Source organism: Pedobacter frigidisoli (assembly GCF_032678525.1).
In the GTDB taxonomy this organism is placed as follows: domain Bacteria; phylum Bacteroidota; class Bacteroidia; order Sphingobacteriales; family Sphingobacteriaceae; genus Pedobacter; species Pedobacter frigidisoli_A.
In genome coordinates this window covers 516,449-536,715 of the sequence record NZ_JAVTSE010000004.1, presented here as the reverse complement: position 1 = coordinate 536,715, position 20,267 = coordinate 516,449, and the positions used below count along the sequence as shown (strand labels likewise).

Below are 20,267 nucleotides of genomic sequence, written 5' to 3'. Positions count from 1 at the left end.
GACAAAACCCTGTGACCAAAATCCACCCTATATACCACCTACCAAGATACCGAACCAAAATATTTTCTGGCAATATGTCAATCAAGCATTCGATATAAAACTACTGATAACAGGATTTATCCTCCTGTTCGCATCGATGCTATCTCAAGCACAAAATATAAGTTTGAATGTAAAGCAGGCTTCTTTGAGGTCTGTATTAGACAAGATCGAAAAACAAAGTGGTTATGATTTCTGGTACAATAAAAGCACTGTAGATGAGCAGGCCAAAATCAGCCTCGAGGTGAACTCAAAGCCCTTGGACGCATTACTGAAGTTACTCTTTGACGAAAAAAAGACCAGTTTTGAGATCATAGACAAGACGATTTTCCTAAAACCGCACCCCACTAAAAAAGAGGTACCCGATAATACGCAAAATGAAGTGTTGGGAACAATTGTCGATCATCAAGGCAAGCCAATACCTAATGCAACAATAAGGATCAAGGGAACTAACCTCAGTACCAGCGCAAATGACCTTGGACAATTCAGGATGACCAGTGTGGAAAGTAGCGGCATTTTGATTGTGAGCTCACTTGGATTTTCTCCGATAGAAATAACCTTTTCTCCTAATAATAAACATTTAAGTATTTTACTGGAAAGCGAGGAAAATAATTTGGAGGATGTTCAGGTGGTATCTACCGGGTATCAAACTTTAGAAAAGCGAAGGACCACTGGAAGTTTTGTTTTAATAGATAGCACATTAATCAACAGGAAAGTTAGCACAAACATTATCGATCGATTGGAAGGTATAACTAATGGTTTGATCATCAACAAAAATAAACAGGCTGGGCAAAGCAATATAAGCATTCGAGGGAGAAGCACTATTTTTGCAGATGCAGAACCGCTAATAATATTGGACAACTTTCCTTACCTAGGAGATATTCAAAATATTAATCCAAATGATATAGAGAACATTTCGATATTGAAAGATGCCGCAGCAGCTTCCATTTGGGGCGCCACTTCCGGAAATGGCGTTATCGTTATCACAACTAAAAAAGGTAAAATCAGTACTCAGCCGATAGTAGGTTTTAATACCAACCTCACCCTGGGGGCTAAACCAAATCTTTACTATCTTCCTCAACTCAGTTCATCACAATGGATCGCGGTTGAAGAGTATCTATTTAACCAGGGAAAGTTCACCTCAGTAATCGACAACGGTTATCAGTATATGTCTCCTGCTGTTTCGATTTTTCAACAAAGAAAACTGCAAAAAATTAGCGCCGAGGAAGCCAAAAACCGACTTGATCAATTGCAAGGGATTGATATCCGGTCAGACTTAGATAAATACCTCTACAGAACGAAAGTTTATCAGCAATATTCTGCCAATGTATCGGGTGGTAGCGACACCCAGCGATATAATTTTTCTGTAGGATACGATAAGAACATGGAAAATATTATAAGCGACGGACTAGATCGGGCCACTTTAAATTTCGGTAACAGTTACTACCTGCTGAATAAAAAGCTAGAATTGAGCACAGGGTTATTATACAATTCCACAAAGGGGACAAGTAATAACATTAGCTATGTTCCGTCTTCACCATACGATCAAATAGCCGATAGCTATGGAAATCCATTGGCTGTACAAAATAGAATCAATGGCAACCTGAATAAAGCCTATGCTGATACCGCTGGTAAAGGCCGGTTACTAGACTGGCATTATTACCCACTCGACGATTTCAAGCCAAATACAATTAATAAAACTGATGGGCTAACATTAAATTTTGGAGTAAGCTATTCTATTTTGAAATCTCTAAAAATATCTACTGCTTATCAGCGTGGTAGTCAAACTGCAGGAACTGAAACAAATTATGACCTAGCCTCTTTTTATACCAGGGATCTCATCAACAGGTTCTCCAGCATATCTGGGAACACGATAACTTACCATATACCCAATGGGTCAATAGCTGACAGGGGAAAAAGTGCTTTGACTAATAATTACGGGCGGGCTCAGCTCAATTTTAATCCAAATGTTAATGATAAAAATGAAATATCTGGTATCCTCGGCATAGAACTGCGAGAAAGTATTTTAAAGATCAGTTCCACTCGTCTTTATGGATTCAATGCAGCCACTGAAACAAATTCCATAGTTGACTATCTTAGTTACTTTCCGATTTACAGTGATCCACTCAGCACATCCACGATCCCCTATTTCGATGGTCAATTCAGCATGACTGATCAATACCGCTCCTACTACTTTCTTGCAAACTATGGATATGACCGTACCTATTATCTTTCAGCAAGCGCAAGACGTGACGAATCTAATCTATTCGGGGTTAATACAAACCAGAAGGGTGTACCATTATGGTCTATTGGAGGTGCTTGGATAATCAGTAATGAACATTTTCTCGAAAATACAGCAATAGATTTCCTAAAAATCAGGACCTCATACGGACTTTTGGGAAATGTCGACAAATCAGTTTCTTCCTATCTTACCGCTACGCAATTAGCCTATCAAAATCAGTTCCTCGCCTCTCAAGCACAGATTATTAATGCTCCAAACCCTTCATTAAGATGGGAAAAAACGAAAACATTGAACGTGGGAATGGATTTCTCAGTAGTGAAAAAGAGATTGTCGGGCACCTTTGAATACTTTAAAAAGTGGGGAGTCGATCTAATTGGGAACAGCCCGATAGCACCACAAACGGGAGTAGTATCATATAGAGGAAATTCTGCCAATACATCTAGTAACGGGATTGACCTAACCCTAAATAGCGTTAACTTTAAAGGAGCGCTTAGATGGGAAAGTAGGTTCAACTTAAACCTGGTCAAAGACAAAATTACCGAGTACAAAGTTAAGCAGGGCTCAAATAGCCTAATAGTCGGCGCCAACTACTTGAATCCGTTGGTCGGGTATCCATATATCTCCATTTTTAGCTACAAATGGAATGGCCTGGACACACTAGGTAATCCTATCGGAAGCCTGAACGGCGTACCAAGTAGTGACTATACCGCTATTCGAAACTCAACTAACTTGCAAGATTTGGTTTACAATGGTCCAGCCGCTCCAACTATTTTTGGTAATCTGATGAACGTATTGGAATGGAAAAGCTTTGGTTTCTCTTTTAACATTACCTATAAACTAGGCTACTATTTCAGGCGAGCTTCACTTAACAATACCGCCCTTTATTCAGGAGCAAGCAATTATGCACAGGCAGACTTTGAGAACAGGTGGCAGACCAAAGGAGATGAAAGGACAACTGACGTGCCAGCGCTCATTTATCCGACAAACAGCAACCGTGATGACTTCTACGAACGCTCTTCTATCCTGATCGAAAAAGCGGACCACATTAGACTACAGGATATACAGCTTAGTTATACAGTGTCTAAGAAAAAAACGGATCAATTGCCCTTTAAACAAATGAGAATATATTTCTACGCCAACAACCTCGGTATCCTATGGAAATCGACACCGTATAAAATTGATCCCGACTCCCCTTACGGATACCCAAATCCAAAAACCATCGCATTCGGAATTCAGGCAAACTTCTAATTTATTATCAAAATGAAGAAACAATACAAATACGTGCTGGCAACAATTGCCTGCCTAGGGTCGCTGATTAGCTGTGAAAAAGGTTTTCTTGATGAAAAGCCCAGTTCTACAATTATCACCCCAAGCACATTATCAGACTACAAAAACCTACTCGACAATTATTCGGTAGTTAATGTTACCGGGGCACTTCCGCAGCTGAGCGCTGATGATTATGACTATACCAATCAGGCCGCATTGAACAGTGTCGCTACAAATACTGCAAGGAACGCCTATCTATGGCGGGCAGACATTTACCAAGGGGAACGTAATATTCAAGATTGGAACGGGCCTTATCAGGCAATTTTTTATGCAAATTCCGTAATTGACGGGATAACCAAAATACCACGGGATATAGGGAATGCATCAGAATGGGATAATCTTATGGGTTGGGCACTTTTTGTGAGAGCCTATGAATATTTTGACTTAGTAAGGAATTTTTCACCCGCATATGAAGAAGCCAGTGCCGCAGCAAATTTGGGAGTCCCTATAAGGTTATCCCCTGGAATAGACATTCTTCTGCAGCGCGCAAGCCAAAAAGAGACCTATGAGCGGATATTGCTTGATTTAAATACCGCTAAGTTGCTACTGAACGGGAAGGTTCAGGCCAACAATAGAAATAGACCATCCGCTGCTGCGGTATCAGGATTATTATCAAGAATATACCTGAGCATGAGGATGTATGATCTTGCCTCATTTTATGCCGAAGAGTGTTTGGCTACATATAGTACCATTATTGATTACAACACTGTTAGCACGACCGCTCGGACTCCTTTCAGCTATAACAATGATGAAACGATTTACAGCTCTGTACAAGTCGCAGCTTTTTCAGGAGCCACCTCAAATAATACGAGTACCAGTATCTATGTGAACAAAGAATTAATAGCAAGCTATCAGAGTAACGATCTAAGGCTACCCATTTTCTTTGCGAAGAATACTGCCGGAAATTATAATAAAAAGAGGGGGTATGCGGGAGAAGCTTCCTATCCTTTTACGGGGATTGCGACTGATGAGATTATCCTTAATCTTGCTGAATGTAAAGCGAGAAAGGGAGATCCGCAGGGGGCTATGACACTCCTCAATTCCTTACTTGTTAAGCGCTGGAATAACAAGGTTGTATTTACGCCACTAAAGGCAAATGATGGGGCCGAAGCGTTAAAGCAAATACTGAACGAAAGGAGAAAAGAACTGGTCTGGAGAGGCCTTAGGTGGACTGATATCAAACGGCTGAATGTTGAGGGTAGAAACATTGCGCTGACGCGCAACATCAATAACGAAGTCTACACACTGAATCCAAATGATCCGAAATATGTATTCCCAATTCCAGATGATGAAATTCTTTTGAGTGGAATAACTCAAAATACTAGATAATAGATCGTATGGAAACGCAGAGAAAAATTAATCCAAAAATGATGAGTAGGGTAAGCCACATCGTATTGACATTTATTATAATCATGTTTGCACAACGTAGCCATGCCAGCGAAGCATTTACAACAGCTGATTCAGTCACGTTAACCATAAGTATTGTCGACGCTCATTCTAAAGAGCAGCTAGCAAAACTATCTATCACGACTTACTCTGATTTTATTGGAAATTATGGCCAGGAAAACAATAATCGTGTAGCGATTCAGAAGTTTAATTGTCGAGATGGCGACAAGCTTAAGATAAGAATACCGGCTCCGTCAAATATTTTTTGGCTTCAAATCAGTTATCATCCTGGCGATGATCCATATACAATATCGTTGTATGCGCCCAATAAAGTTTATTATATGGAAAACACCGACAATCTAAATTGTATACTTGGCCCCACAGACATTCATTTTTCTGGTATCGGCAGTGAAAAAATGAATCTTCAACGGGAACTTTTCCGGTATGATTTCCCAGAAAGTCCTGAATTGGAAAAGCTGCAGATAGAAGAACGGAAAAGCAAAAAAGTTGGTGCCTATTATCAACTTAGAACAATCGTCGATAAAGGCCTTGACTCATTGTATGACATTAAGGTTAATCTACTTCAAAAATATAAACCGCTTGTCAATAGCACCATATTTTATGCTCTTGAAAATGAGAGTATAGCTATTCGGAGGAAAGCGACTTTGAAAGGACTAAGGCTTATATTGGAAAGTGAGGTGGAAGACAATGCATCGAACGAAGCTGAAATGTATTTCCTTGACCACATTGAGCAGTTAAAGCCCAAAATCAAGAAACCAATTTTACCACTTTCTTACTCCTACTTAGATAATATCTATGACTTCGAGCGCATTAGCGCTCATATAAAAAATAAAGGGAAGGAGGCAATTTCATTTGATAAAGCACTTTTCAAGGAGATAATCGAGAAATATGGGAAAATTACCAGAGATAAACTTCTTTTAAAATGGTTCGCATATGCTGTGCGAAATGGGTTGGATGTAAGTCCCTATTTTGAGGAGGCTCTTAAAAACATCTATGATCCTGTAGATAGCGCGACTATAGTATCAATTAAATCGAAGATGATGACTGGCGAACCCTTTTTTAGGTTCGATCTCAAAGACAATCTAGGTAGGAGTATTACACTTCAGTCACTAAAAGGAAAAGTCATATTGGTGGATTTTTGGTTTACAGGATGCGGACCCTGTCGGATAATGGCATCAAACTTAGAACCAGTAATGAATCATTTTGCTAAAGATGATCATGTGATCTTCCTATCTGTAAGTGTCAGTTCGAAAAGCTGGTGGTTAAAAGGTATAAAAAGCAGGCAATACACCGCTTCGGCGCAGCTTCTGACGTACACGAATGACATGGGATACAACCATCCGCTTATCCGATATTATAACATTCAAAGTTATCCTAAGCTAATGTTGATTGATAAATTTGGAAACTTGGCGAGTTTTGAACCACCAAATCCGACTAATAAGAACGGAAAAAATCAACTCATAATAGCCATTGAAAAACTGCTATAGTTAAAGAGAGCACAGGCGAAATGCCTGTGCTCCGATTAAATTTTACAGATCATAACTAGCTTCAGACGCCCCTTGCGCAGTTAGCGAACCAATGTACGTATCGCGGTTTGCTTTACTTAGAGGGTTCGGTACTGCATCGTTTGTAGTGATATAACTGCATTGTTCATCACCCTCTATACACTTGTTGGGATCATATGTACCACTTAGTACTACCCAGGCATTTTGATCTTGATCAAAAACGAAAGTTCGAGTCGCTAAACTCGCTTTACTATTTACCGATTTAGTACCTGTAAAAGCACTACCACCTACGATCATAGCAACGGCTGCGAAGCCCATAATCACTTTTTTAAGATTTTTCATAATTTGAAATTTAAATTGTGTTGTTTATTAATTTAAGGTTTTCTCTAGGCGGATAGCTATGATAGTCAAAAAGATGAATCCAATATTGAACCATAAGTGTTCCGTCCAGGTTAAAGTTTCGATGACACCCCCACAATGACAGGGAAGCTTTGATGCCCAGATCAATGCAATCAAGATATACACTGTAAAAATGATCATCAAAACCAAAAAGCTCCAAAGCCCAATTCTTGCAGTTTTTGGAATGAGAATAAGCACTGCAATTACAAGTTCAGTTATCGGAACCGCTAAACTTATGAATAAGGAAAATCTCCCAATAATTTCTACTTTGGCAATACCATTAATAAACCGTTCATGGTCCATAATCTTTTCATAAGCCGTATAGGCAAAAAGCGATGCTAAAATGATATGCAACAGAAGTTGGAAAAGCTCCACGGAGTTTGAGGAAAGCTTAATTGGAATTTTTGAAATTTTTAAAGTCTTCATATTTATTTGATTGAATGTTCATCGAATAATTGTGGCATCCACCACTTGGAACAAGTAGCTCCAAACTGACTATCTAAACTCTTTGTCACAGCACTCCTTTCTAATCAACAGTCAGGAACCATCTCCTGATCAATAAGTTAAAGTTCAGTATTCCAAGAAAGAATAGAGAGTACATTTGTACACAATTAATTAGATAATGTACTCAAGTTCAAATTTTTAAATTATGGAAAAAGGGAATAATATCGGCGGAAGCCAATATCTTTTAATCCGAGAAATGATGCGATGTCTTTATGTTTGGCAACATTAAAAAGTGCAGGATGAGCTTTTTGAAATTTCTGATATTTCTGTTTTCCTGACAAATTGAAAAGATCCTCACTGTGATCGAGTCTAGCTTTATCAAAATAGAATTTGACCTCTTCCTGAAGCTTGGACACTTCCGGGAAAGCAGCTTTTAGGGAAAGAAAATCCTCGTGACTAATTTCCAAAAGAACGGTATTTGGTAAAACCTCAATGTCTGATATCGCCTCCTTTTGATTGAAAAATACGGGATAGGCCAGGACGAAATCACCTGGATACCAGAACCATGTTGTATGCCCTAGATTTGACGAATTGCTATTGGTCACCTCCCTCAAATAGCCCTCCACAACAAACCAGGCAAACTTTGCCCTTCTGCCTTTACGTAAAATGTATTCTGCATTTGGGAACTTATAGATTTTCAGTATTGGTCTCAACGCAGCATAAAAACCTGGTGAGATTTCGCAAAAGGATGTAATCCTATTTATAATCGCCTGATAATATACATCTGTGATCATACAAAGGTTATTGCATTCCGACTTAATAAAAAAGAGGGGTGGAAAACCCCTCTTCAAATACCTGGCTTCCGACGGCTTGGTAAACTGAAAGTTGAAATGTTGGTTAATGATTAAACAGTTATTTCAAAGGGAAAAGTCAAGATTAAATTCAAATTTAAAAAAGCTATTATGCGAAATGCGGATATATTGTGTGAACGCCAATTATGACAATGTAAACGACTTTGAAAACAGATCCTTGTTGCTAATTAAAAATACAATGGGTATTTTAGCTAAATACGAGCCGATAAAAATAATATTATGAAGGAACTAAGATGCATTGTTATTGACGATGAACCCTATTCAATTACGCAAATAGAAGATCTTATTTCTGCTACTCCAGGGGTAATCCATGAGCATAGTTTTGAGAATGCCTATGATGCGATGAACTATTTACACCAGCATAAACATATTGATGTAATCCTGTCAGATATCGGGATGCCCTTCATTAATGGAATTGAAGGGGCTAAATTGCTGAAACCCTACTGCGATTATTTAATATTCATTACTGGACATCGGGATTATGCTGAAGAAAGCTTTGAGGTCGGAGTAGACGGTTACTTACTGAAACCACTGAAAAAGTTAAAATTCATACAACAGATACAACGGTTAATTGCATCAAAACTTCCACTATTGTCTGTCACTACAAAGGATGACAACTTTGTGCTGATCAAGGGCGGGTTGAAAAATAATTACCTGAGTTTGCAATATGAAAATGTGATGTATATAAAGGCAATGTCTAATTACATTCAAGTCTTTACAAGGGATAAGGTGTTTACCAGTTACCACACACTTTCAGACATGGAAGAGGCATTAAAAGACAGGACAGAATTCCTGCGAATCAACAGATCAGAGATCTTGTCATTCAACCATGTGACACAAATCGATGGATTCAGAATAATGTTGCATAATGGAACCAAGTTTTCAGTGACTCGAAGTTATAAGAAAAAATTCGAGGAATTTCTAAATAACAGATTACCCGGTAATAGGACGAATTAAACTATCCGTGGATGTTATTGTAGTGGTAACCGAGGTTGTGGGCTCGGTGCTTCGACCATTACCCATTTGGTTTGATTTAAATATAAAGATTGTTTTTTTGACTAATTTGGGATGTTTCTCAGTTTTCATAACCATTAATTTTATGGCCGATTTTACCAAGACATTAAAAATTAGGCACTTATGTTATCTGAGATGAGCGATATATTATCCAAACAGCGGCTAGGCCTTGACAAAGAGCAATTGATCCATATTACCTGCTGGGCATCGTTTATATTCATCGAAGTCATTGTTGCTGGGGCAGTTAAACAGCGATTCAGTAGCCTCACCTACTATCTACTTTTTTATTCCCTAAACATTGGCATATTTTACTTGCATGGGGCGGTTGTAATGCCTCATTCCAAGCGAGCTGGCTTCGGAAGAATTGCTCTATTTGGTTCATTGATTATCACTGAGTTAGCTTTGTATGTGTGCGGAGCAGTTATTGCAAGTATTATTTTGCAGGACATTTTAAAGCAAAAGGTCAGTCCTTTTGTATTTAATTTTGATTTTATAGTGATTGTTCTTTATAGAGCATTATTCTTCATCGCTTTTGGTACTGGCTACTATCTGTTAAAGGAATATCTAAACCGACGGGAAAAGGAGATGACCAGATCGCTGGAGGTTGAAAAACTCAAAAGCCAACTTCTTGTTATGCAAAGGGATTATCTTAGAGCCCAAATCAATCCACACCTGCTATTCAATACCCTTGACTTTATCAAGGCGGTATCCAAGAAAAACCCTGAAAAATCAGATGAGGCGATTGACTATCTGACAGAAATCATGGATTATGCATTGGAAACGAGTAAGAAAGATTTTGTTGAAGTAGCACGAGAACTTGAGCAGATTGAATACATGATCCGACTAAACTCATTGAGAAGTAACGATCGGATAAATCTCAAATTTACCTCGGAGTTAAACTTTGAACGTGCAATGGTAATTCCAATTTTATTGCTGACGCTGGTGGAAAATATTTTCAAACACGGCAATCTTTTGGACCCCGAAAATCCAGCCATAATTGAACTCATCACAAGTACGGATGCTTTAATTTTCCGTACCAGTAATCTGATCGCAAATACGCTACCTCACCAGGGAGAAAGGACAGGAATCAAAAACATCATGACCAGACTTGCTCTGGCTTATCCAAATAACTACAATTTCGCAACGGGAATGAGAGATCAGATTTTCTACACTGAATTGAGAATAGACTATCTTTCAGTTCGTCGAAAAATTCCCTAAATTGAGTTCATCATACAAGATTTTGCAGGAATTAAAAAAAATTCGGTCGAAACCATCCGAAAATCAACAACAGTCGAAATACTACACCCAAATGAAGGAGCTCATCTGTAAAGTTTTGACGACCAATCCTTTGAATGAGACTTTGACTGATCACATCAAAAAATTCGAGGCTTTATAACTGTTGGAACCCTTTACTGAGCCTACAATCGCCTGCGAATATCTTTTAAATTAAGCTCAAGTTGATATTTTATTTGCCGATGTTAAATATGAACAAAATATCAGGAGTCACCCTAGCGGAAAACGTCGGATGGAATGTGAGCCACATCGTTTTTGTTACTTCACATTTCGAACATGAGCTGATGCCAAATCTAAAAGATAAGTGGCATTACCTGTTCAAACCTACTAGCGTCGAAAACTTCCGGGAACTTTTCCAGCAGCTACAAAATGAAAGCGAAATTTAACAAGCATTAAAAGGACAAACTTCAGAGCGAAACAGTTGGCCTCGAAGTTTCTTTTTTAGACTTTGATTTTTTTTTGTTTTTATTTAGCTTTTCATCAGGAGCTTTAGCGTCATTACCGATTATATTAGCAATATCAGCTTTTATTTTTTCATAATTCCCTCTTATCTCTTCCGAGGAAACATTTCTAATTGTAGGTATTGGCTTATATGCTTTTTCCTCCCGAGCGATAGCCTCATGATCATTTTGTATTTCACAATGAAACATTTTTAACGAAACCTTTTCTTCCGGATTGTCCGCTACCATGCCTACAAATTCTCCAGAGGATAGGGACGCGATCTTAGAAGCAGGAATGGCATAATCTAATTGCGTAGATTGTGAAATGGAAATGTCGCTACTGTTTATACTTTTTGATTGCCTGTCCTGCATAATTTTTCCGAAAGTCTCGCTCAGTGTTTTGGCGGTACTTCCAGTCACCTGACCTGCAATAATGTTTCCAACGATTCCGGTGATGACTTCAGATTGCTCTGCCCCATAATCCTTTTTTAGCTGGCTAAAATCCTGAACAGCCAAAGCAGTGGCTACCTTATTACTCCTGGCTGTTGCGATGAGGCTATCCATATTATTGAAAAATATAGTGGGAAATTCATCAAAAATAAGGGCACTCTTCAATTTTCCTTTTTGGTTGACCAGTTTAATCATCCTGGATATATACAGGGAGAGTACTGCACCATAGACCTGCAATTTTTGCGGATTGTTGCCCACACAGATAATCTTTGGTTCTTCAGGATTGTTTACGTCCAAACTAAAATCACTACCACTCAACACATAATATAATTGAGGTGAAGAAAGTCTCGCTAGTCCAATCTTTGCTGACGCAATCTGCCCCTCTAGTTGTGCCATCGCTTCATTCTGATAGGCGCTAATAAAAGGATTGATTAAAACCTTAATTTCTTCTTCTTGTTGCAGCACATTAAAAAGCTGTTCATAATCCGCCTGCATCAGTTCAATCACATGTGGAAGCGTGCAGTATTTACCATTTTTGTATTTTTTGAGGTGCCAGATAATGGCCGTGAGAAAATTTATAGGGCTTTCCACAAAGAAGTCGCCCTGCTTTTTGATCCAGTCGCGATTCAGGCCCATCATTATTGTCCTGCTTGCTTCTGTGGCATCCGTAATATCAGTCATTGCAGCGGGATCAAGGGGATTGCAACGATGGGTACGATTGAGGTCATCGAAATTAATCACATAAAATTTTGGCTTAACTTTATACTGGCCAATATATTTAAGCAAGCAATTATAGGCGATTACGGATAAGTCATCATACTTAAAGTCATAAATAAACATGCTAAATCCCTTCCCCACCAGCTGGTCGATCAAATGACGGATTACAAAATATGACTTCCCTGCTCCCGGGGTTCCTGCTACCAGCAAACCCCTAAACAGATTAATGAGATTAATCCAACTATCCCGTATCTCTCCTTTATAGTTGTACTTAGCGGGGAGGTTTACAGAGTATTCGTTTTCGAGTAGCCTTTCTTCCTGGGGAAAGGTTTCATTTTCCAAGTTGAATATATCTTTTACCAAACTTTGCTTAATTCGCCTTGAAATCCAGGTACCCGCAGCCAGAATCAAAAGAAAGCCAGTGACGGTTAGCAGGCAATAAAATCCGATCAAGAATACCTCTGAATAGTGTAGATACAAGACTAAGATTGCACAGAAATATAGAAATAGCCCTGTCCCCATGTAGATATAAATCTTTTTGAAGGAAACGTTTTCATCCTTCTTTCCTTTAACCCCTAAAAGGGATATAGCAAGAAATAATAGCGCAGCAAACTTAGCCAACCACCAGCCATCAAAAATGGCAAGCTTAGCCAGTTTACCGACTATGCGATCTGTAATTTCTGAATGCCACCCTAAATCGCGGAACATCTGAAAAAATCTAATATAAAAATGCATCGCCAGCAGAACAACGCTGATCATTCTGCTCAAGTCGAGTATCTTCCGGAGCCCTTGTGTATCTTCACCTGTATTCATAATCTTTTATTTTATAAATCCATATTTTTTGAGAGCCTTTTTTTCTTCTTCTTTTTCTTGATCCGCATTACAGGTAAATTGAGATCTGAAGCAGGTTTTTCAAATAAAAAGTGTAAATGTCCCTCCCCTGATGATTTACCGTAATCATTTTCTAAAACCGAGGAATTCGATATTGTACCAGATCTTTTTGTGCTATTCCATTTCACGGGCTCCAATGACTGGGCGTTACCCTTGTTCAATATTTCCAGGACTGATTTTGCACTGAACTGTTTACCAAGATCACTCCCATTGAAAACACACCGTGTATTGTGGTCAACATAGGTAAGGCCATAAATTCTACCCTCTTTATTTTGCCTATAAATTAGAGAAATGCCCTCCTTCCTCAACCTGTCCACCAATTGTTTTGAGGTCAACCCCTTAGCATTTGTAAGCTGCCCAAGGATTATTCCTTTCAACGATTCAGCATGCACTTTCCTTTTTTCAAGGTTTAATTTATACTTACTTTCAACCTTTGTCAGTACGGGATTGCCTGCAAATGAACTAGCTTTAAAAGGTATGCCAACACGGATACCTTTATTATCCAAAACCGAGTAGACCAGTCCCCTTTTTGCAAACATTACCGAATCTTCTGATCCCCGGTCAGCAATAACATTGAAGCTTTTTACTACCGCGTTGTATTCTGAGAACGAGGTAAACTTATAACTTCTCAAAACTGCCGTGACTATATTATAAATTGATCTTTTGGTTTGCTTTTCTCCATATTGAGCCCTATCAATATGGACTGGGACAATTTGCTGTTCTTTGCCACGCCCCTCAGCTTTAATCAGATTGTATTTGATCTCGAGTTCCATTCTGGTCTTTTCTGAAAGCACTTTACCAATATTATGCAGATCAATCCTAGTTGAATCTGCTTTAATATTAGTGGTGACAATATGAATGTGGGGATGGCTGGTATCCTCGTGCCTGTACACTAAGAAAGGTTGCTCACCAAACCCAATCCCACTCATGTAGTCCACACCTATCATTTGCATCTTTTCTGTCGACAGTACTTCAGTCGGATCGAAGTTGAGCATAATGTGTAATGCATTGGTTTTGACTCTGCTATTGAGCTTAGTCAAATGCTCGAACCTTGCCACCTTGTGCCGTAGTTCTAGTTGTTCAATATCCAGCCCGAATTTGCTAGCCAGAATGGGTGATGCAGTTCCCAAAGCAACCTTGGATTCGTTGTAATTAATTAGCCCCCGGATACTGCTTCCGGTTAATATCCTTGCAACCATCTCATTGACATTTTAGTTACCAGCTCCAATAGTCTGTCTACTTTTAATCCAACATTTTTATATAGGTCACTGGTTCGCATAAAATAAAATGACCGCTGCGCCTCGTTTTCCGAGGTATGAAAATGGTGGGTTTGCTGATTGATATTAATCCCAATAGACCGAAGTTCTTTACGTATAGACGCCAATTCTTCCATCGGTGCATTCATTGTTACATCCCTGGACAGCATCAGGATTTTTTCCTTTGATAGAATATTTCTTGCAACCTCCCCAATCGACTGACAATTGCTGTGGAGGAGAATTTTTTCTAAACGTTTATAGGTTTGCTCATTAACCCTAACGATGATTGGATGGGTCAGCAGCTGTTCTGGATTTTTAGATTTCTTCCTTGGCATAATCTTGCTTTTTATTTGGCTTCAGCATTTTCGAGTTCCGAGAAAAATGCCCGACCTCAAGGGCGCAAGATTTTTTTGTGTATACAAAAATACATCTTGCAAAACACCCCCGTGGTTAAAGTATTCCTGTAGGTCGCTCGAATTTGTTGGGATTAATACTATTTTTCTTTTGAGTGATCCAATCTAGTATCGCCCTTATCTGGCTGAGGAATTGAAATGATTTTTCTGCGGATAATTCTACGTAGCTGCTGGAAGTATAGATTTGATCCTGGCTTAATTTTTTTCTTCGTATTCATATCATAATCAAATAAGTTGAATACAAACTTATCGTGTTTTATCATTAGGCAATGGCACTTCCTATCGTCATACCGTAAGATTATCAAAACGGTGGTATTATGAGATTTTATCCTATCTTTAGAACTGTTTAAGATTCAAAAAGAGAATCGTCTCACAAACTTGTTTCATTAAACAAAATTTATTAAAAGTTTTAATAAAGGTTTTATTAATACAGTTATGAAGATTGGGTATGCTAGAGTCTCCACAAAAGAGCAAAATTTAAATTTGCAAATCGAAGCACTCGAAAAGGCAGGGTGCGAAATTATTTTTAAAGAAACGATTTCTGGAGCTACAAAGTTCCGCCCTGAACTCGATAAAATGATTGCCCAATTCCGAAAAGGTGATGAACTGATTGTTTGGAAACTTGACCGCTTAGGAAGAAGCTTAAGACATATTATTGATTTAGTTTTGAGCTTAAGTGAAAAAGGAATAATCATCAAGGGCTTGACAGATGGAGTTGACACTTCAACGATCAATGGCAGGCTCTTCCTAAATATAATGGCTTCATTAGCGGAGTATGAAAGAGAATTGATTAGAGAAAGAACAAATGCTGGTTTGCAATCGGCACGGGCTAGGGGTCGTATCGGAGGTAGACCAAAGGGCTTTGCAAAAGATACGATTGCCAAATTGATAGTTATGCGATCAGTTTATAAAGACCTGGATAAAACCCCAGAGGAAATTTATAAAGGCCTGCAATTGACAAGACCAACGTTCTATAGATATGCAAAGATTCTCGATACCCACACAAATGAAGAAATAAAAAAAATGGAGAAAAAATAAATTGACAAATTTAATTTTTGAAATAACCCCTGTTTTTCATGCGAACCATTCTGTAACTATATTTAATCTATAAATTTTTATTATGTACATAATGTACGTTGACGAAAGTGGAGATCCAGGGAACGCCCCATTATCATCACCACACTACATATTGTCTGGGTTAATTATCCATCAAAATGACTGGAAACATAGTTTAGATCGTTTAAAGATTTTGAGACAAAATATGGAGCCACTATTTGGTTTAAAGCCACGAACTGAATTTCATACATCAGAAATTTTTCGCACAAGTTTACCGAGTTACAAGGCAATAAAAAAGAACATGAGAATTAATATGATGAAATTTTATATTAATGAGGTTCCCAACTTATTCCCTAATGGAAAGATTTTAAATATTTGCTTCAAAAAATCTGAGCATCCCAACACTGTCAACTTTCAAGAGTTAGCGTGGAATCGTTTTTTAAATAGATATGATATCTATTTAAACAGAATGAATGATGTTGGTATTATTATTTGTGATGAGAGTAATGAAACCCAATTAAGAAACCAACTAAGAAAGAGCCGAATATACAATCCAGTCCCCTCCCAGTTTGGCCCAATCCCATATAATTCACCGGTACAAAACATCATTGAAGATATTACACATAGAAAATCTACCCTTTCATATTTTATCCAGACTTGTGACCTAATTGCTCATTCTTTATATAGAAGAGAATTTCCAAAAGGGAGTTTAAAGAAACATAATGTTGAAAAAATTTTCGATGCATTAGAACCGAATTTATTGAAAGCCGCTAGTAAATCCGATCCTTTAGGAATTGTTCGTAAATAAAAAAGCCCTGGTTAAAAACCGGGGCTCAAAATACTTTTTGATTTGTCGCGGCCCTAAGCAGTTAGGACTGCCTCAAGTCGCACACAAAGATAACAAATATCCCAATACCTATTTGTAACAATTAAATTACGAAATCGCATTTCGACAATAAGTTTGTGTCAAAAAAAATTGTCATCTACTATAACATAAAGAGCTAGTTTGGGATAAAAATTTATAGAATATATGTAGCCGAAAAAGAAGAAGTTAAAAATTTACACTGTTTTAATTACTTAGCATCAATCATAAAATAGTTACGCTCTTAAAATATTGATGATATCCAAAATCGTTTAATAAATAAGAAGAAACTACATATTTATTTTCTCCAAGGTGGTCTCAAAGTTAACGATAGTCATTATCATATTTTTCAAAAACATCAAAGCCATTCCCATCATTAATATCATCGACTTCAGCTTCTATATAATCTTCGTCAAGATCGAAATCCAAAACCACAGAAAAATGCTCATCTCTAGAGTCTTTGATTTTTATTGAACGATGCTTAGTTCCAAAATAAATATCATCTTCCTTATCATAAAAAGCTTCTGTATTATCTTCGACTGCGATAATTATTTCATATGCAAAATTCCCTAAACACTCAATCCGTGCTGAATCTTTTCCTATAAAGGTTATGTTGTATTCAGTAAATTCGACATCACTTAAATCTATCTTTTCAACGACATCTATTTCCATTCCATTGATCCCCCCTCGATTTGAGACTGAATTTTCGAGGAAAGAATTTATAAGTTCACTAGCCTCTTTTTGAAGCTTTACCTTTTCTTTGATAAATGCATTATCTATAAGTTTGAGTATATCTGCTAATTGCTCCTGCTCTAATCGTAATAGTATATCAATTTTATCTGTAATGTCCTTTACAGGGATAATATGAGGATTTTTAATTTTATCGAAATCTTTGTCATGAGAAACAAAATAACATTTCATGTCAAACTTTTTAAAATGATCGCCTAGTGCTAAAAAACTAAAAGCATCAGGAAATTCATGCTTTTTCTCTCCCGAACCAAAAGGTGGATTGTTCTCAAAATAGTCATTGAATATTCTCCCAATAGCCATGTCCTCAGTATCAATTATTATAACATTGGCTTCGTCTATCCATTTATCAAACCTACCTTTAAAATCTTGTCTTATTGTCTCCAAATTTATTTCTGGAAGTGTAAAATATTCCTTATAATCAGCAAAATTCTTCAAAACACGAAGACTTCCATGAATTGTTTTCCTAACAGAGTTTATTTTGTTATTCTCTTCCAATATCCTTGTGCTAAAACGCGCTAATACTTCCCTATATACAATATCAGTAATATAAATATTAGCAATTCCTTTTTTTCCTAAATCAGCAATATTATATAAAATATTTCCGGCGAGGAAGTTTTGCCCCTCTATAAATGAAGTATCTAATGCTATATTTTTTATGGTGACTTTTGGCATAGTATTTAGGTTAATATTAAACTTAATTTCACTAAGATAAAAAGATTATAAAATTAAGAAGACTATAGAATTAAGGCGAATTATAACAACTTAAGTTCAACATTTCAAAACTCATAGTCAATCCTACAAAACGATCGAAGTAGTGACTGCTAACTCTTAAAAAATAGGAATTCATTCAAATCAACTATAACACGATACCTGATGAATTAACACTAAAAAAAATTTCAATTGTAGAGGTTTTCCCGATGAAAATCAACTATTCACTGCAATTTTAACACATACAACTTTAAGCAAATGATTCGATCTCAATAAAGTAATTATAGAAAATATTTGGGTGCAGTTAGGTTTATGAAAGATTAGCAACTACATTTGAACAAATTTTACTTTAATGGACGGACTATCTCAGAACATTCAACAAGAAAAAATAAATTCCCTTAAAAATATCTTTCCAGAAGTATTCACTGAAGGACAGATTGATTTTAAAAAACTAAAAGGGATGTTAGGAGATTCAGTTATTTATGCTAATGAGCATTATGAATTAACTTGGGCCAATAAAGCCGAGGCCCGAAAAGAGGTTCAGAAACAAACAACCTGTACCCTTGAACCAGACAAAAATAATAGCGTTAAGTTTGATGAAGCAAACAATATTTTCATCGAGGGAGAAAACTTAGAAGTGCTTAGAATTCTTCAAAAATCGTATTTCGGAAAAATAAAAGTAATCTACATCGACCCACCTTACAATACTGGAAACGATAGTTTTGTATATCCTGATGATTATAGTGAACGTCAGGACGAATATAATAAAAGAACAGGCAGAACCGATGATGATGGTTATTTAAACAAACAGGATTTATGGAAAAAAAACTCAAAGGAAAATGGCCATTTCCATTCGAGCTGGCTTTCAATGATGTACCCAAGACTTTATCTTTCTCGAAATCTGCTTTCAGAAAACGGTGTAATTTTTGTATCCATTGATGATAATGAGCAAGCAAATCTAAAATTAATCTTGAATGAGATTTTTGGGGAAGAAAACTTTGTTTCTCAACTTGTTTGGAAAAGTCGTCAGAACAAGGATAATAGAAACGTGTCGGGAGTTTCAGTAGATCACGAATACGTTTTTTGTTATGCAAAAAATAGTACATATCGTTCATTAAAAGGAAGTGAAAGGAAGACAAATCAATACACAAATCCAGATGAAGATCCTCGTGGTGACTGGACAAGCGGTAACATGGTGGGATTGTTGCCTGAACATTTACGCCCGAATTGTCATTATGATTTAATCCATCCGACCACAGGTACTAATTATGGCAAGCCAAAAATGGGTTGGAGGTATGACAAAAAAACAATGCAATCTTTAATTAACGAAGACAAAATTCTTTGGCCCACAGTGGATACGGGGCGACCTAGAAGAAAAAAATTTCTAAGTGAACTTTCGGATTCTCTAGCTGGATATTCATCAATCATTGGAAAGGACATATATACGAGGAATGGTACATCGGAGATAGAAGAACTTTTTGGGGTTAGATATTTCGATTTTCCAAAACCCGTAAACCTGATTAAGGAGCTGTTACAACAAACCACTAATAAAGACGATTCTGATATCGTCATGGACTTTTTCGCTGGTAGTTCGACCACTGCACATGCAGTTTCAGAATTAAATTATGATGATGACGGAAACCGAAAATTTATACTTGTTCAAATGGCCGAGCTTCTCGAAGAAAAGAGCGAAGCGGTTCAAAACGGTTTTAACTCTATTGCAGATATAAGCAAAGAAAGGATTAAAAAAGTAATTGAGAAATATGCTGTTGATGAGGATAAAAATGGGGTCAAATTTTTTAAGCTTTGCCAATCAAACTTTAGTAACTGGCGAAATGATATTGCAGGTAAAGAGGCGATTTTAAATCAGCTGAAAATATTTGTACACTCCGATAAGCCAGGAAGTATTGCATCAAACATGGTATTCGAGTTACTATTAAAATTAGGGAAGCCATTAGATACAAAAATTGATAAAATTGTGGTGGAGAAAAATGAGTTTTATTACATTGAGAGTTACAAACTTGCATTCTGTCTTATAGCTTTTGATAGTGCAATTAAGTCAACAATCCATGATATGGATATTAAGCAGGTTATCATCCTTAATCGCTTATTCAATAACGATGAAGATTTGAGTAACACAAAATTAGAATTTAAAGAATCGAGTATAAATTTGGTTATCATTTAAT

16 protein-coding genes are annotated in these 20,267 nt (G+C 37.2%); 9 read left to right on the top strand and 7 right to left on the bottom strand.

What is annotated here, in order from left to right; translation table 11 throughout:
• Positions 1-184: 184 nt before the first annotated feature.
• From R2Q80_RS14190 to R2Q80_RS14180, 3 genes are read left to right on the top strand one after another with little or no spacing between them, the layout of a single operon-like run.
• Positions 185-3,526 (top strand): SusC/RagA family TonB-linked outer membrane protein, encoded by a 3,342-nt coding sequence (locus R2Q80_RS14190; protein WP_316800216.1) that lies wholly within the window; start codon positions 185-187, stop codon positions 3,524-3,526.
• A gap of 12 nt (positions 3,527-3,538) precedes the next feature.
• Positions 3,539-4,933 (top strand): RagB/SusD family nutrient uptake outer membrane protein, encoded by a 1,395-nt coding sequence (locus tag R2Q80_RS14185; RefSeq protein ID WP_316800215.1) that lies wholly within the window; start codon positions 3,539-3,541, stop codon positions 4,931-4,933.
• Between the two features lie 8 nt (positions 4,934-4,941).
• Positions 4,942-6,498, top strand: a complete 1,557-nt coding sequence (locus R2Q80_RS14180) for a TlpA disulfide reductase family protein (RefSeq protein ID WP_316800214.1) — start codon at positions 4,942-4,944, stop codon at positions 6,496-6,498.
• 42 nt (positions 6,499-6,540) lie between these two features.
• On the opposite strand, the gene R2Q80_RS14175 is transcribed toward R2Q80_RS14180, so the two are convergent.
• The 3 genes from R2Q80_RS14175 to R2Q80_RS14165 form a co-directional block, all read right to left on the bottom strand.
• On the bottom strand, positions 6,541-6,834 hold the full coding sequence (locus R2Q80_RS14175; RefSeq protein WP_316800213.1) for a hypothetical protein: 294 nt from the start codon (positions 6,832-6,834) through the stop codon (positions 6,541-6,543).
• Between the two features lie 51 nt (positions 6,835-6,885).
• Complete coding sequence (locus tag R2Q80_RS14170; RefSeq protein WP_316800212.1) at positions 6,886-7,341, bottom strand: MauE/DoxX family redox-associated membrane protein; 456 nt, start codon at positions 7,339-7,341, stop codon at positions 6,886-6,888.
• A gap of 221 nt (positions 7,342-7,562) precedes the next feature.
• Positions 7,563-8,153 (bottom strand): Crp/Fnr family transcriptional regulator, encoded by a 591-nt coding sequence (locus R2Q80_RS14165; RefSeq protein WP_316800211.1) that lies wholly within the window; start codon positions 8,151-8,153, stop codon positions 7,563-7,565.
• Positions 8,154-8,450: 297 nt separating this feature from the next.
• On the opposite strand from R2Q80_RS14165, the gene R2Q80_RS14160 reads away from it, so the two are divergent.
• From R2Q80_RS14160 to R2Q80_RS14150, 3 genes are all read left to right on the top strand, one after another.
• Positions 8,451-9,188, top strand: a complete 738-nt coding sequence (locus tag R2Q80_RS14160) for a LytTR family DNA-binding domain-containing protein (protein ID WP_316800210.1) — start codon at positions 8,451-8,453, stop codon at positions 9,186-9,188.
• Positions 9,189-9,380: 192 nt separating this feature from the next.
• On the top strand, positions 9,381-10,463 hold the full coding sequence (locus tag R2Q80_RS14155; RefSeq protein WP_316800209.1) for a sensor histidine kinase: 1,083 nt from the start codon (positions 9,381-9,383) through the stop codon (positions 10,461-10,463).
• Positions 10,464-10,729: 266 nt separating this feature from the next.
• Positions 10,730-10,924 (top strand): hypothetical protein, encoded by a 195-nt coding sequence (locus R2Q80_RS14150; RefSeq protein WP_316800208.1) that lies wholly within the window; start codon positions 10,730-10,732, stop codon positions 10,922-10,924.
• 21 nt (positions 10,925-10,945) lie between these two features.
• Here R2Q80_RS14150 and mobC read toward each other — a convergent pair whose 3' ends face one another.
• The 3 genes from mobC to R2Q80_RS14135 are packed head-to-tail and all read right to left on the bottom strand — an operon-like array spanning position 10,946 to position 14,627.
• Positions 10,946-12,958 carry a conjugal transfer protein MobC gene (mobC, locus tag R2Q80_RS14145; protein ID WP_316800207.1) on the bottom strand — a complete coding sequence of 671 codons (2,013 nt, stop codon included), beginning with the start codon at positions 12,956-12,958 and terminating at the stop codon, positions 10,946-10,948.
• Between the two features lie 11 nt (positions 12,959-12,969).
• Positions 12,970-14,235, bottom strand: coding sequence for a relaxase/mobilization nuclease domain-containing protein (locus R2Q80_RS14140; RefSeq protein ID WP_316800206.1), 1,266 nt, complete (start codon positions 14,233-14,235; stop codon positions 12,970-12,972).
• Entirely contained in the window at positions 14,217-14,627 is a 411-nt protein-coding gene (locus R2Q80_RS14135; RefSeq protein WP_316800205.1) for a mobilization protein, read from the bottom strand. The genes R2Q80_RS14140 and R2Q80_RS14135 overlap by 19 nt, the downstream gene beginning before the upstream one ends.
• A gap of 513 nt (positions 14,628-15,140) precedes the next feature.
• Here R2Q80_RS14135 and R2Q80_RS14130 point away from each other — a divergent pair.
• Complete coding sequence (locus R2Q80_RS14130) at positions 15,141-15,743, top strand: recombinase family protein (RefSeq protein WP_316800204.1); 603 nt, start codon at positions 15,141-15,143, stop codon at positions 15,741-15,743.
• Between the two features lie 91 nt (positions 15,744-15,834).
• The gene (locus R2Q80_RS14125; RefSeq protein WP_316800203.1) at positions 15,835-16,569 is read left to right on the top strand and encodes a DUF3800 domain-containing protein; all 735 of its coding nucleotides are present in this window, start codon (positions 15,835-15,837) and stop codon (positions 16,567-16,569) included.
• 378 nt (positions 16,570-16,947) lie between these two features.
• Here the strand turns inward: R2Q80_RS14125 and R2Q80_RS14120 are convergent, their stop codons facing one another.
• Entirely contained in the window at positions 16,948-18,045 is a 1,098-nt protein-coding gene (locus R2Q80_RS14120; RefSeq protein ID WP_316800202.1) for a PIN domain-containing protein, read from the bottom strand.
• A gap of 388 nt (positions 18,046-18,433) precedes the next feature.
• Here R2Q80_RS14120 and R2Q80_RS14115 point away from each other — a divergent pair, with 388 nt between their 5' ends.
• Positions 18,434-20,266, top strand: a complete 1,833-nt coding sequence (locus R2Q80_RS14115) for a site-specific DNA-methyltransferase (protein ID WP_316800201.1) — start codon at positions 18,434-18,436, stop codon at positions 20,264-20,266.
• Position 20,267 lies beyond the last annotated feature (1 nt).